A 14,036-nucleotide genomic window follows, 5' to 3' on the forward strand; every position below is an offset into this window, starting at 1 on the left:
CGCCGTTACCGGGCAGTCGAGCAGGAGCGTGGGCATGGGCAGTGCGGCCAAGAAGCGTCCCGGTATGCCGGTCCGGACTCCTCGGACTCCTCCGTCCCCGGGGAAGTCCGCTGCCGCCGACCGGCCGTCGGACGAAAAGGCCGCCGCCGCCCCGGCCCGCGCGGCAGCCCCGAAAGCGTTCGAGAAACGACTCGAGCAACGAGCAGCAGGACCGGAGCCGATGATCGGTCGAATCCCCATCCTCGACGTCCAGCCCCTCGTGGACTGCGGCACGCGCCCGGCGCGCTGTGTCGCCGGCGAGTCCTTCGAGGTCGGTGCCACGGTGTTCCGCGAGGGCCACGACGCCCTCGGCGTGAACCTGGTGCTGCGCGACCCGCGCGGCAAGGCCGGGCCGTATCTGCCGATGGCGCAAGGCGCACCCGGCACCGACCGGTGGCACGTGGAGATCACCGCGCCGACCGAGGGCATGTGGTCGTACGCGGTCGAGGCGTGGAGCGACCCGGTCGGCACCTGGCGGCACGCCGCGGGCATCAAGATCCCGGCCGGCCAGGACGTCGAACTGGTCCTGGAGGAAGGCGCCCGGCTGCTGGAGCGGGCCGCCGAGGGCGTGTCCAAGCGGGCCGGGCAGGCCCCTGTCCTGGAGGCCGTCGACGCGCTGCGCGACACCGCCCGGCCCCCCGAGGAGCGGCTGGCGGCCGCGCTGGCCCCGGCGGTCGCCGACGTACTCGCCGCCCACCCGCTGCGCGAACTGGTGACCTCCAGCGCGCGGTTCCCGCTGCAGGTGGAGCGGCCGCGGGCGCTGTTCGGGTCCTGGTACGAGTTCTTCCCGCGGTCCGAGGGCGCCGAGGTGGACCCGGCAGGCGTGCTGCCGCCGAAGTCGGGCACCTTCCGCACCGCGATGGAACGGCTGCCGGCGATCGCCGCGATGGGCTTCGACGTCGCCTACCTGCCGCCGATTCACCCGATCGGCGCAGCGTTCCGCAAGGGCCCCAACAACTCGCTGGAGGCCGGGCCGCACGACCCCGGGTCGCCGTGGGCGATCGGCTCGCCGGAGGGCGGGCACGACGCGGTGCACCCGGATCTGGGCACCATCGAGGACTTCGACGCCTTCGTGGCCCGGGCCCGCGAACTGCGCCTGGAGATCGCGCTCGACTTCGCGCTGCAGGTGTCGCCGGACCACCCGTGGGTCCAGAAGCACCCCGAGTGGTTCACCCGGAGGGCGGACGGCTCGATCGCGTACGCGGAGAACCCGCCGAAGAAGTACCAGGACATCTACCCGGTCAACTTCGACGACGACTTCAACGGCATCGTGCGCGAGACGCTGCGCGTGCTGCGCTACTGGATGGCGCACGGCGTCCGGGTGTTCCGGGTCGACAACCCGCACACCAAGCCGGTGGTCTTCTGGGAGAAGGTCATCGCGGAGGTCAACGGCCGCGACCCGGACGTCATCTTCCTCGCCGAGGCCTTCACGCGCCCGGCGATGATGCACACGCTGGCGAAGATCGGCTTCCAGCAGTCGTACACGTACTTCACCTGGCGGACCGGCAAGGACGAGCTGCAGGAGTACCTGACCGACCTGAGCGGCCCGTCCGCCGCCTACATGCGGCCGAACTTCTTCGTGAACACGCCGGACATCCTGCACGCGTCACTGCAGTACGGCGGGCCCGCGGCCTTCAAGATCCGGGCCGCGCTGGCCGCCACGCTGTCCCCGACCTGGGGCGTGTACGCGGGCTTCGAGCTCTTCGAGCACCTCGCGGTGGCGCCGGGCAGCGAGGAGTACCTGGATTCCGAGAAGTACCAATACCGGCCGCGGGATTGGGCAGCGGCGGAGCGGGAGGGACGCTCGCTCGCGCCGTACCTCACCACCCTTAACCGAGTGCGGCGACATCATCCGTCGCTGCAACAGCTGCGAAACCTGAAATTCCATCACACCGACAACGATGCGGTGATGGCCTTCTCGAAGCGGACCCGTACGGGCGACGCAGAGGATCTCGTAGTAGTGGTCGTGAACCTCGACCCGCACGCGGTCCACGAGGCCACGGTGTCCTTGGACATGCCGTCGCTCGGTATGGACTGGCAGGACACGTTCCCGGTGCACGACGAGTTCACCGGGGCGAGTTACCGCTGGGGTCAGCACAACTACGTGCGCCTCGACCCGGCACTCGAACCCGCGCATCTCTTCTCGGTCCGGAGGAACAACCCGTGATCGTCAATGACCCCATCTCCGACACTTTTGACGACACACCGCGCAGCCGCCGCGACCCGCTGTGGTTCAAGCGCGCCGTCTTCTACGAAGTGCTCGTCCGGTCCTTCCAGGACAGCAACGGCGACGGCTGCGGCGACCTGAAGGGCCTCACCGCCCGCCTCGACTACCTGCAATGGCTGGGCGTCGACTGCCTGTGGCTGCCGCCCTTCTTCGCATCGCCGCTGCGCGACGGCGGCTACGACGTGGCCGACTACACCGCGGTGCTCCCGGAGTTCGGCGACCTCGCCGACTTCGTGGAGTTCGTCGACGCGGCGCACAAGCGCGGCATGCGCATCATCATCGACTTCGTCATGAACCACACCAGCGACCAGCACATGTGGTTCCAGGAGTCCCGCAACAACCCGGACGGCCCGTACGGCGATTACTACATGTGGGCCGACGACGACAAGCAGTACGGCGACGCCCGCATCATCTTCGTCGACACCGAGACGTCCAACTGGACCTACGACCCGGTCCGCAAGCAGTACTTCTGGCACCGCTTCTTCAGCCACCAGCCGGACCTCAACTACGAGAACCCGCGGGTGCAGGAGGAGATGCTCGCCGGGCTGCGGTTCTGGCTCGACCTCGGCATCGACGGCTTCCGGCTCGACGCAGTGCCCTACCTGTTCGCGCAGGAAGGCACCAACTGCGAGAACCTCCCGGCCACCCACGAGTTCCTGCGGCGGGTGCGCAAGGAGATCGACGACAAGTACCCCGACACGGTGCTGCTCGCCGAGGCCAACCAGTGGCCCGAAGACGTCGTCGACTACTTCGGTGACGGCGACGAGTGCCACATGGCGTTCCACTTCCCCGTCATGCCGCGCATCTTCATGGCGGTCCGCCGCGAGTCGCGCTACCCGGTCTCGGAGATCCTGGCCGGCACCCCGTCGATCCCGCTGAACTGCCAGTGGGGCATCTTCCTGCGGAACCACGACGAGCTCACGCTCGAAATGGTCACCGACGAAGAGCGCGACTACATGTACTCCGAGTACGCGAAGGACCCGCGCATGCGGGCCAACGTCGGCATCCGCCGCCGCCTCGCGCCGCTGCTCGACAACGACCGCAACCAGATCGAGCTGTTCACCGCCTTACTCCTGTCCCTGCCCGGCTCGCCCGTCCTCTACTACGGCGACGAGATCGGCATGGGCGACAACATCTGGCTCGGCGACCGCGACGGCGTCCGCACGCCGATGCAGTGGACGCCGGACCGCAACGCCGGCTTCTCGGCCTGCGACCCGGGCCGCCTGAACCTGCCCGCGATCATGGACCCGGTCTACGGCTACCAGGTCACCAACGTCGAGGCGCAGATGAGCAACGCCTCGTCGCTGCTGCACTGGACCCGCCGGATGATCGAGGTCCGCAAGCAGAACCCGGCGTTCGGCCTCGGCGTCTACAACGAACTGGCCTCGTCCAACCCGTCCGTCCTCGCATTCCTGCGCGAGTACGAGGACGACGTGGTGCTGTGCGTGCACAACTTCTCGCGGTTCGCCCAGCCCACCGAGCTGGACCTGCGGCAGTTCGAGACCTACCAGCCCGTCGAGCTGCTCGGCGGCGTGACATTCCCCGCGATCGGCGAACTCCCGTATCTCCTGACGCTCGCGGGGCACGGCTTCTACTGGTTCCGACTCACCCGGGGAGCGCGAACGCTGTGACCGATCCCACTCGACTCCAGAACCTGGGCGGCATCCCGGTGGATGCCGTCCGCGGACAGCTCGTGCCCTGGCTGCCGCGGCAGAGATGGTTCGCCGGCAAGGGCCGGACGATCCGGGGAGTCGAGGTGGTCTCGGCCGTCGAGGTGGTCCGCGGCGACCCGGCGATGTTCCACCTCGTGCTCGCCGTCGAGCACGAGGCGGCCGCCGGGCACCCGGCCGCCGCCGACCACTACCAGCTGCTGCTCGGCATCCGGGCCCGGCGCCTGGAGCGGCTCGACTACGCCACCATCGGCCGCCTGCGCGGCGGCCCGCACGACGGGACGGTGCTGTACGACGCGGCGCACGACAGCGAGTTGTCCCGCTGGGTGCTGGAACGGTTCGCCGCGGCCGTCCCGGAGCGGCCGGTCGAGACCGGCCCGCTGGTCTTCCACCGCTACGCCGACCGGGCGCCGGGCACCCGGCTGGCCGGCCTCGTGGTGGGCGTCGAGCAGTCCAACACGTCCATCGTGTTCGGCGACGACGTCATCATGAAGCTGTTCCGCCGCCTCACCCCCGGGGTCAACCCGGACCTGGAGCTGACGCTGGCGCTCGCCGACGTCGGGTCGCGGCGCATCCCGCAGCCGGTGGCGTGGTTCGAGGCGGAGTTCGGCGGCGAGACCACCACGCTCGGCCTCGTCCAGGAGTACCTGCGCACCGGCACCGACGGCTGGGAGCTGGCCAAGACCTCGGTCCGCGACCTGTACGCGGACCAGGACCTGCACGGCATCGGCTCGGCGGACGCGCTGCGCGCCCACGAGGTCGGCGGCGACTTCGCCGGCGAGTCGTTCCGGCTCGGCGTGGCCACCGCCGAGGTGCACGCCGACCTGGCCCGCACGCTGCCCACCGGGATCGCCCGCGAGGCGCAGCTGACCGCGCTGGCCGAGCAGATGGGCCGCCGCCTGGACGCGGCGACCGAGGTCGTCGCCGAGCTCGCGCCGTACGCCGACCGGCTGCGCGAGGCGTATCGCGACCTGGCCCGGCTGGGCCGCGAGGACCACCCGGTGCCGCTGCAGCGCATCCACGGCGACTTCCACCTCGGCCAGGTCATGCGCACCGCCACCCGGTGGGTGCTCATCGACTTCGAGGGCGAGCCCGCGCAGCCGCTGGTCGAGCGCCGCGCGGTGCATTCGCCGCTGCGCGACGTCGCCGCGATGCTGCGGTCCTTCGACTACGCGGCCCGGCACCTGCTCGCCGAGCGCCGCGCGGGCGGGGCGGGCGTGCCCGCGCCGCACCTGGTGCGGCGCGCCGAGGAGTGGGCGATGCGCAACCGCGACGCCTTCTGCGCCGGCTACGCCAAGGCCGGCTCGGTCGACCCGCGCGCCGAACCCGTCCTGCTGCGCGCCTTCGAGACCGACAAGGCCGTCTACGAGGTCGTCTACGAGTCGGGCAACCGGCCCTCGTGGCTGCCCGTCCCGATGTCCGCGATCCGCCGGCTGGCGGACCGGGCGCCGGCGCCGCATTAACCGGGTCCGCCCGGGGCAGCGGCTTTTTGAACCGCAACGAAAACGGAACTGCGCACGCTCGTCCCGAACAGCTGTCCATCCGGTCCCTTCGCCGCCCCCGTCCCCTGGAGGTCGACAAACGTGACGCCCACTCACCTGGTGGACCCCGTGGAATCCGTGCTCACCGAGGTCGCGCCCGCCGCGCCCGCGCCGCCGCTCGATCCCGCCGAGCTGCGGCGCGTGCTGGACGCCGCGCACCACGACCCGCACTCCGTCCTGGGCCCGCATCCGGTCGCGGACGCCGACGGCGTCGTGCTGCGGGTGCTGCGGCCGTGGGCGGAGCGCGTGGTGGTGGTCGCCGAGCACGGCAGATACGAGCTCGCGCACGAGGCGGAGGGGCTCTTCTGCGGCGTACTGCCGGGCGAGAAGGTCCCGGATTACCGGCTCGAGGTCACGTACGAGGGCACCACTTTGGTGACCGACGACCCGTACCGCTTCCTGCCCACGCTCGGCGAGTTCGACCTGCATCTCATCAGCGAGGGTCGGCACGAGAAGCTGTGGACGGTCCTCGGCTCGCATGTGCGCGCGTACGAGACGCAGGGCGAGACGGTCACCGGCACCTCCTTCGCGGTGTGGGCGCCGAACGCGCAGGGCGTGCGGCTGGTCGGCGACTTCAACTACTGGGACGGCACCGCGCACCCGATGCGGTCGCTGGGGTCCTCGGGCGTATGGGAGCTGTTCGTCCCGGACGTGGGCGACGGCACCAAGTACAAGTACGAGATCATGGGCCGCGACGGCCACCTGCGGCAGAAGGCCGACCCGATGGCCTTCGCCACCGAGGTGCCGCCGCAGACCGCGTCCGTGGTCGACACGTCCTGGTACGCGTGGGGCGACGACGACTGGATGGCGGCGCGCGCCGGGCGCGCGCACCATGCGGCGCCGATGAGCGTGTACGAGGTGCACCTCGGCTCCTGGCGCCCCGGCCTCGACTACCGCGGACTCGCCGAGCAGCTCCCGGCATACGTCAAGGACATGGGCTTCACGCACGTCGAGTTCATGCCGGTCGCCGAGCACCCCTTCGGCGGCTCGTGGGGCTACCAGGTCACCTCGTACTACGCGCCGACCTCGCGCTTCGGCTCACCGGACGACTTCCGGCACCTGGTCGACGCCCTGCACCGGGCCGGCATCGGGGTCATCGTCGACTGGGTGCCCGCGCACTTCCCCAAGGACGCCTGGGCGCTGGCCCGCTTCGACGGCACCCCGCTGTACGAGCACCCGGACCCCCGCCGCGGCGAACACCCGGACTGGGGCACGCTCGTCTTCGACTACGGGCGTACCGAGGTACGCAACTTCCTGGTCGCCAACGCGGTCTTCTGGGCCGAGGAGTTCCACATCGACGGCCTGCGCGTGGACGCGGTCGCCTCGATGCTCTACCTCGACTACTCGCGCGAGGGCGGCGACTGGGTGCCCAACTCCGAGGGCGGCCGGGAGAACTGGGACGCCGTGGCCCTCCTCCAGGAGATGAACGCCACCATCTACCGCCGCGTCCCCGGCATCGTGACCATCGCCGAGGAGTCCACCGCCTGGGACGGCGTCACCCGCCCCACCTCGCACGGCGGCCTGGGCTTCGGCCTCAAGTGGAACATGGGCTGGATGCACGACTCCCTGGAGTACATCCAGAAGGAGCCGGTGCACCGGCAGTACCACCACCACGACATCACCTTCTCGCTCATGTACGCATGGAGCGAGAACTACGTCCTGCCGATCAGCCACGACGAGGTCGTGCACGGCAAGAAGTCGCTGCTGCACAAGATGCCCGGCGACCGCTGGCAGCAGATGGCCAACGTGCGCGCGTACCTCGGCTTCATGTGGTCCCACCCGGGCAAGCAACTGCTCTTCATGGGCAGCGAATTCGCCCAGGACGCCGAATGGTCCGAGGCGCACGGCCTGGACTGGTGGCTCCTGGAGCACGCCGAACACCAGGGCGTCCAACGCCTGGTCCGCGACCTCAACCACACGTACACCGCCTCCCCCGCGCTCTGGTCGCAGGACACCACCCCGGACGGCTTCACCTGGATCGACGGCGGCAACGCCGCCGACAACGTCCTCTCCTTCATCCGCCACGGCTCCGACGGCGAACTCCTGGTCGCCGTGGCGAACTTCTCCCCCCTCGTCCGCCACGACTTCGGCCTGCACCTCCCCCGCACCGGCACCTGGCGCGAGACCCTCAACACCGACGCGGCCACCTACGGCGGCAGCAACGTCGGCAACATGGGCGCCATCACCACGGACGATTCCGGCTGGGCCACCATCACCCTCCCCCCGCTGGCCACCATCTGGCTGACCCTCTGACCACCGCGGTCTCGTCATCACCCTTGCGCCGTGTCGGATTTGTCCAAGACGGCGGGGGTCGAGGGGCGTGACCGTGGCCGGGCCGCGGCGCATGCGGCGCCGCGGCCCGGACCAGGAGGGACCCATGCCCCTGTTCGCCACCCGCCGTCGGCCTCTGCTTCGACTGGGGACCGGCGCTGCGGCGTTTGTGCTGGCCGCGGTCGGTCTGGCGCTGCCGCAGCAGGCGGCCGCGACGCAGCCCGCCCCGCCGAGCCTGCCGAATGCCGACTCGTACGGCATCGACTTCCAGTCGATCACCCCGGTCACGGGGACGCACAACCCGACGAGCGCGCCGCTCTACGACGTCAAGCTCACGACCGCGGCGATCTACAAGCAGGTCGACCCGGCGAAGCCGACCGTGCAGCCGCTGCGGCCCGTGATCACCGTGCGGATCCTGCTGCCGCAGGGCTACCAGACGAATCCGGCGAACGCGTACCAGAGCCTGTACCTGCTGCACGGCGGCACCGGCGACTTCGACGACTGGTCGCGGGTCGACGAGGGCGACATCGTCCAACTGGCCGCGCAGGCCTCCTACAACGGCATCGTGGTCATGCCGGAGGGCGGCAGCGCGGGCTGGTACAGCAACTGGCAGACCGGTACCAAGGGCAACATCGCGCCGCAGTGGGAGACGTTCCACATCCAGCAGCTGGTCCCCTGGATCGACGCCAACTTCAACACGCTCAAGACCAAGCAGGGCCGCATGATCGCGGGCCTGTCGATGGGCGGCTACGGAGCGCTCCGGTACGCCGGGCGCTTCCCTGAACTCTTCGGCGCCGCGGCCGGGTTCTCGCCGGGCACCAACATCGAGATGCCGTGGGCGCAGACGCTGATCCACGCCTCGGTCGTCGCCCCGACCTCGCCCGGCGCGAGCATCGGCGACCCCGCGAACATCCCCGACCTCGACCCCTACCGCTACCCGCTGGGCTGGCTGTGGGGACCGCACCAGGTCTTCGGTCCCAACGGCCCGAACTGGGACGCGCAGAACCCGGTCAAGCTGGCGACCGCGGGCAAGTACCAGACCTACCCGCACAAGCTCGCGCTGTACGCGGGGACCGACGAGGCCGACATCCACGGCTCGGTCGTCGACATGCACAACAACCTCAAGGCGGTCGAGGGGCCCGTGGCCAAACACCGCTTCTGCGCGGGCCCGGGCAACCACTCGTGGCCGTACTGGCGCAACGGCCTCACGGACTTCCTGCGGTACGCCCGCGGTGAGACTCCGGCGAGCTGCACCGCCAACACAGGCTGGTCGCTTCAGTCCTGAGACTCGGGCCTGGTTGCCCGTGCTCCGGAGCCTCCCGGCGGTACGGGCAACCAGGCCTATCCTTCTAAGACTTGCCCGGCGTGACCGCGTACCTGATGAGCGTCTTCAGCTTCTCGGGCGCGGTCCGGGACGGGTTGGACAGGTAGATCTCGCGGTGGAGGCCGGTCACCGCGGCACCACCGGCTGCCGCGTGCGCCAGCAGCTTTTCGATCGCCGGAGTCTCCTCGGCGTACGGCCCGGTGTGCAGTATCTGCACGGCGCGCTCCTCCGGCGCCTCCTCGTACCGGACGCGGGCGACGGGCGACGCCGGCTTCTTGCGGGCCGCAGTGGCCGCCGCCTCTGCGAAGTAATCTGCGGCAGCCGGAGGTTGGAGGATCATCATGGTCCACCGCCAGGTGCCGCGGTCGGCGCGGTGGTCGAAGCTTCCGTCGTCCGCGTCCCACCACAGGCCTTCGAGCGGCATGACCGGGTACTCCAGGACGCCCGCGCCCTTGAGGGCGAACCGGATCGCGTAGGCGACGCCGTACAGCGCCCCGACCGACTCGGCGTACACCGGCCCGTCGGGGTCGCCGGTGCCGTCGATCATCAGGTACGGCAGCGCGGGCACGTCGACGAAGACCGGCGCGGCACCGGTGCCGTACAGATCGCTGTGGGTCTTCTTGAGGTCGGCCTTCGGCGTCACAGGTGGTCCTCGTCGATGTCCGGAGTCGGCATGGCAGCGGCGGCATCGGTGGCGGCCGCCCTGCCGACGACCGTGCCACCTCACACAGGGAGAGGGTCAAGAACCCGGCCTCGGGCGCGCCGCGCCGTACCGCTCCGACCGCCCTGCCCGATGGCACGCTGGACAGCATGGGCTCTGTGGACTTCGTGGCGCGGTTCCGGGACGAGGCGGCGCGGTTCGAGGCGGCGGTACGCCGGGCCGCCGACGCACCCGAGGCGCCACCGGTCCCCTCCTGCCCCGGCTGGACGGTCTCCGACCTGGTCCTGCACCTCGGGCAGGTGCACCGGGTCGTCACCGCGATCCTGCGCACCCGCTTGGTCGATCCGCCGGAAGGCGAGGACCCCGAGTTCGGGCTGCCCGGGGAACGGCCGGGCTGGCCGGCACCGCGGGGCGGGCCGACGCCCGGCCCCGTGCCGGCAAGCCTCGTGGAGTGGTACGCGGCCGGGGCGGAGGAACTCGGCGGCACTTTCGCGGCAACGGATCCGGCCTTGCACGTGTGGACATGGTCGCCGGAGCAGACGGCCGGCTTCTGGATGCGCATGCAGGCCATCGAGGCCGCCGTACACCGCTGGGACGCGGAGGCCGCGGTAGGCGACCCGGCGCCGCCGGACCGAATGCTGGCCTGCGACGCCATGGCGCAGACGTTCGAGGTCATGGCCCCCGCCCGCCGCAGGTTCAGACCCGCTCCCCCGGGCGCCGGCGAGACGTACCGGTTCCGTGCCACCGACACCGGGCAGTCCTGGTCAGTGCGCTTCTCCGGGGACGAGGTCGAGTTCCCGGCGCACGAACGCGGCGGCCCGCCGACGGCGAAGGGGCTGTCGGTCGAGCTGTCGGGCACCGCCGCCGACTTGATGATGTTCACCTGGGGACGCGTACCGCTGGACCGGCTGGCCGTCGCCGGCGACCACAGGATCGCGGAACGGCTCCCCGTCCTGATCCCGCCGGTCTGACCCCGACACCGGCACCTCGCCAAGACGCGGATGTGCCTAATCAGGGAAGTGCGGGTAGCAGTGCAACGGTGCCCAGCCCTGGCGCGCCCATCCGGATCTAGTGAGGACCTCCGTGGAAGCCTGGTTCGACCCGTTCATGCGGTTCGCCGACTCGCCCTGGTCCTACCTGCTCGTCTTCGGCATGGCCCTGCTGGACGCCGTCCTGCCGATCGTGCCCAGCGAGACCTCGCTGATCGCCTGCGGCGTCTTCGCCACCCCGACCGGCTCCCCGAACCTCTTCATCCTGATCGGGGCCGGTGCACTCGGCGCCTTCCTGGGCGACAACCTCGGCTACGCGATCGGCCGCTGGGCGGAGCCCTTCGCCACCCGCCGCCTGCTCTCCGGCGAACGCGGCAAACGCGCCCGTGCCACGGCCGAGCGCTGGCTGGAGGAGTACGGCGGCATGATGATCATCGCCGGCCGCTACATCCCCGGCGGCCGCACGGCCATCTCGGTGACCGCCGGCATCGTCGAATACCCCTGGCCCAAGTTCCGCAAGTTCACCGCCATCGGCGGCATCACCTGGGCCACCTACGCCACCCTCCTCGGCTACTGGGGCGGCACCGCCTTCAAGGACAACCCCATAAAGGGCATCATCGCCGGCCTGGTCGCCGCCGCAGTGATCACCATCCTGATCGAGGCCATCCGCCAAATCCTCACCCGCCGCAAAAAGCGCCGCACCGACCGCTGACCCCGGCCCGCCTCCGAACTCGTCACCACGGCTTCCCGGTCAACGGATCCAATCCCGCCGCGACCCGCCGCAACTCCTCCTGCCGCCCCACAACTCGCGGCGCCGCGACCCCCCAGATGGCCCGAGCCGCCTGAGGCTGCTCTGCCGGCTCCGCCCGGAGCACCCGCAGGAGATACTCCACCATCCCGCAGTCGTACCTCACCCATTCCAGCTGCCCGCGGCTGAGCACGACCACAGGCCAATCGTCCGGCTCCTCAGCATCGGTCGCCCAGCACAACTGCGCTCCGTCCGCGTCATACCCCCAGGCACGCACAGGCGCCGTGGCCTGGCCCCGGGCGATCCCACCCCCCGGAAACTCGGCCCAGTCGGCACATGCCTGCTCTGTGAGACGTTCCGTCGTAGGGCTGGGCAGCGGCAAATCAGCGATTGCATCCGGCTGCGCAATGACCACCTCCCCTTCGATGGTGCAGGCCCCATAGACACGCAAGAACTCCACGTAGTCCGTCGGATAGCGCATCGGCGCATCAGGCCCGCCAAGTTCGGCTGCCCGTACGGCGCCCGCCCCGGCATGTGGCGGCATCAACCGCAAGAGCTCCTCGATCGGACCGTCACCGTTCACGCTGCCCCCTTCATCCGCACCCCGGAACGGCGAATCGGCGGCCCCGAAAGCCGGGGCCGCCGATTCTTGCGTGGCGGGGTGGTCAGACCTTTTTGTTCTCGAACGTGACGTCCGGGATGACCAGGGTGGCGCCCGCCTGGCCGGCCTGGCGGACGGTCACGTCCGTGAAGAACGCGGCAGGCACGTTGAGCGGGGGCTCGCTGGTCGGCGTGAACTCGATCGGGATCAGGCCGAACAGGTTCCCCTTGAGGCTCTCCGTGTAGAAGGTCACCGTCCCGTTGTGCATGTAGGACTTGGTGTTGTTGGTCGAGTGGACGCGGAAGAACTTGCCGTTCTCGACCGGCGACGACATGTCCAGGTTCCAGATGTCGACGCCGCCGCTGACCTCGAACTTGAGGACCTTCTTGGTCTTGCCCGAGCCGGTCTTCACCTCGACCACGCCCTTGTAGTCCATGCCGGCCATGGCCAGCAGGCTGGACTTCAGGATCCACGGCTGGTCCGGCAGGACCACCTCGCCCGGTCCGGCCATCACCTTTGCCTGGCCGGGGGTCGGGCACGGGTACGGCGGCTTCGTGCCCGTGGGCTTGGCCGTCGCCCTGTCGGCCTTGTCCGCGGTCGGGGACTTGGTCGCGGTCGGGGACTTCGTGGCGGCCGGGGTCTCCGGCTTCGCCGCTTCGGTCGGCCCGGCCGCAGGTGCCGTGTCCGCCCCGGCGGCCGGCGCGGCGCCGCTGCCGGCGGGCGGCGCCGCCGGAGTCGTCGCCGCCTTGGGCAGCAGGAACGTGGGCATCAGCGACTTCAGCGGGTCGATGATCGGTGCCAGCAGCCCCGGCTTGGACGTCGCCGTCGTGGGCACGGGTACGGCCGGCGCCGAGGCACCGGGCGCCGCTGCTTCCTGGGTCCCCGCAGGCGCCCCCTGCGTGGCGGGCGCCGGTTGCCCGGGTGCCGCCGGGGCCGTGGAAGCCCCCGCCGACGCCTTCGCCGCGGCAGAAGCCGCAGCGGCCGAAGAAGCCGACGCAGCAGCCGCCGCGGCCGCTCCGGTCGGGGCCGCGCTCACGCACGGCCCGTCCGCGAAGGGGTTGGGCGGCAGCGGGTCGCTCGGGCCCATCGGGAGCAGCGCCGCCACCAGCGCCACCGCGGGGAACGCGGCGGCGGTGAACTTCGCGGCTCCGGACATGCTGCGGGATGCGCTGTCCAGCGGGTCAGGGGTGCTGCCGGGCCGACTGGTCGCCGACCCGGCCGGGGGTTCCCCCAGGCCGACACCGCCCGGCACCCGCTCGCCGCCGTCCGCGTCCGCCGGACGGGCCGGCGGTACGAGGATGTCGAGGCCGGAGTGCGGCGCCTCCAGCGTCTCGGGGTCTCCGTCCCGGCCTTCCGGGCCGGTGCCGTCCTCGTCCTCGTCCTCGTCGGTGGCCCAGGCGACCGCCAGCGTGCCGCCGAGGGTCGCGCAGATCAGGCCGATGAGGAAGCCGCCGAAGTTGGACGTGACGAACGAGACGAAGCCGCAGACCAGGGTGGCCACACCGGCGAACATGCGCAGCTGCGGCTGGAACCACATCACCATGGCCAGCAGGATGAGCAGGATGCCGATGATCGCGGACGCGGCGCCGGCCATCGTGCTCATGGTGATCGTGACCTGTCCCAAGGTCAGCGTCGCGTACGGGAAATACAGGATCGGCACCGAGGCGAGGAGCGTGAAGAGCCCGGCCGAGAACGGCCGCTGGCTCCGCCACTCGGCCGCCTTGCGCCGCTCCTTCTTGAACGGCCCCCTGAACCGCTTGTCCGCACGGACCTCGGCTTTGCCATCGCCTTGCGTCGCCTCGGACTTCCCGGGCGCACGCGGATTGTCACTACTCACGAAGGGCTCCAGAGGGAACTTCTGAATCGGCCGGTCGTCATGAGGCACACGGCTGCTTCGCGGGGTGGGGGCGCCCCCCCGCGGGCCCCCCCCCCCCCCGCCCCGGTGCCAAACACCCGCGGGTGTGG

10 protein-coding genes are annotated in these 14,036 nt (G+C 70.8%); 7 read left to right on the forward strand and 3 right to left on the reverse strand.

Annotated features, from left to right (window positions below; genetic code table 11):
* Positions 1-220 precede the first annotated feature (220 nt).
* The 5 genes from LZ495_RS15890 to LZ495_RS15910 all read left to right on the forward strand — a co-directional run bounded on the left by LZ495_RS15890 (position 221) and on the right by LZ495_RS15910 (position 9,033).
* Positions 221-2,206, forward strand: a complete 1,986-nt coding sequence (locus tag LZ495_RS15890) for an alpha-1,4-glucan--maltose-1-phosphate maltosyltransferase (RefSeq protein WP_235052836.1) — start codon at positions 221-223, stop codon at positions 2,204-2,206.
* Positions 2,203-3,897: a maltose alpha-D-glucosyltransferase gene (gene treS / locus LZ495_RS15895; RefSeq protein ID WP_235052837.1), complete on the forward strand. Its 1,695-nt coding sequence runs from the start codon at positions 2,203-2,205 to the stop codon at positions 3,895-3,897. The genes LZ495_RS15890 and treS overlap by 4 nt, the downstream gene beginning before the upstream one ends.
* Positions 3,894-5,399, forward strand: a complete 1,506-nt coding sequence (locus LZ495_RS15900; RefSeq protein ID WP_235052838.1) for a maltokinase N-terminal cap-like domain-containing protein — start codon at positions 3,894-3,896, stop codon at positions 5,397-5,399. The genes treS and LZ495_RS15900 overlap by 4 nt, the downstream gene beginning before the upstream one ends.
* Before the next feature lie 120 nt (positions 5,400-5,519).
* Entirely contained in the window at positions 5,520-7,730 is a 2,211-nt protein-coding gene (glgB, locus tag LZ495_RS15905) for a 1,4-alpha-glucan branching protein GlgB (protein WP_235052839.1), read from the forward strand.
* Positions 7,731-7,854: 124 nt separating this feature from the next.
* Positions 7,855-9,033, forward strand: a complete 1,179-nt coding sequence (locus LZ495_RS15910) for an alpha/beta hydrolase (RefSeq protein WP_235052840.1) — start codon at positions 7,855-7,857, stop codon at positions 9,031-9,033.
* A 64-nt stretch (positions 9,034-9,097) separates the two neighbouring features.
* On the opposite strand, the gene LZ495_RS15915 is transcribed toward LZ495_RS15910, so the two are convergent.
* Positions 9,098-9,715, reverse strand: coding sequence for a GyrI-like domain-containing protein (locus tag LZ495_RS15915; RefSeq protein WP_235052841.1), 618 nt, complete (start codon positions 9,713-9,715; stop codon positions 9,098-9,100).
* A 167-nt stretch (positions 9,716-9,882) separates the two neighbouring features.
* Between LZ495_RS15915 and LZ495_RS15920 the strand changes: the two genes are divergently transcribed.
* Positions 9,883-10,704 (forward strand): maleylpyruvate isomerase family mycothiol-dependent enzyme, encoded by an 822-nt coding sequence (locus LZ495_RS15920; RefSeq protein WP_235052842.1) that lies wholly within the window; start codon positions 9,883-9,885, stop codon positions 10,702-10,704.
* A gap of 112 nt (positions 10,705-10,816) precedes the next feature.
* Entirely contained in the window at positions 10,817-11,434 is a 618-nt protein-coding gene (locus tag LZ495_RS15925) for a DedA family protein (RefSeq protein WP_235052843.1), read from the forward strand.
* 22 nt (positions 11,435-11,456) lie between these two features.
* Here LZ495_RS15925 and LZ495_RS15930 read toward each other — a convergent pair whose 3' ends face one another.
* Both LZ495_RS15930 and LZ495_RS15935 read right to left on the reverse strand, forming a co-directional pair.
* Complete coding sequence (locus LZ495_RS15930; RefSeq protein WP_235052844.1) at positions 11,457-12,053, reverse strand: SMI1/KNR4 family protein; 597 nt, start codon at positions 12,051-12,053, stop codon at positions 11,457-11,459.
* An 82-nt stretch (positions 12,054-12,135) separates the two neighbouring features.
* Positions 12,136-13,908 carry a DUF6114 domain-containing protein gene (locus LZ495_RS15935; RefSeq protein ID WP_235052845.1) on the reverse strand — a complete coding sequence of 591 codons (1,773 nt, stop codon included), beginning with the start codon at positions 13,906-13,908 and terminating at the stop codon, positions 12,136-12,138.
* Positions 13,909-14,036 lie beyond the last annotated feature (128 nt).

The organism is Yinghuangia soli (assembly GCF_021502675.1).
In the GTDB taxonomy this organism is placed as follows: Bacteria; Actinomycetota; Actinomycetes; order Streptomycetales; family Streptomycetaceae; genus Yinghuangia; species Yinghuangia soli.

Coding starts and splice junctions, on each gene's coding strand:
- LZ495_RS15920 (WP_235052842.1), top strand. CDS start 9,883: ATGGGCTCTGTGGACTTCGTGGCGCGGTTCCGGGACGAGGCGGCGCGG.
- LZ495_RS15890 (WP_235052836.1), top strand. CDS start 221: ATGATCGGTCGAATCCCCATCCTCGACGTCCAGCCCCTCGTGGACTGC.
- LZ495_RS15910 (WP_235052840.1), top strand. CDS start 7,855: ATGCCCCTGTTCGCCACCCGCCGTCGGCCTCTGCTTCGACTGGGGACC.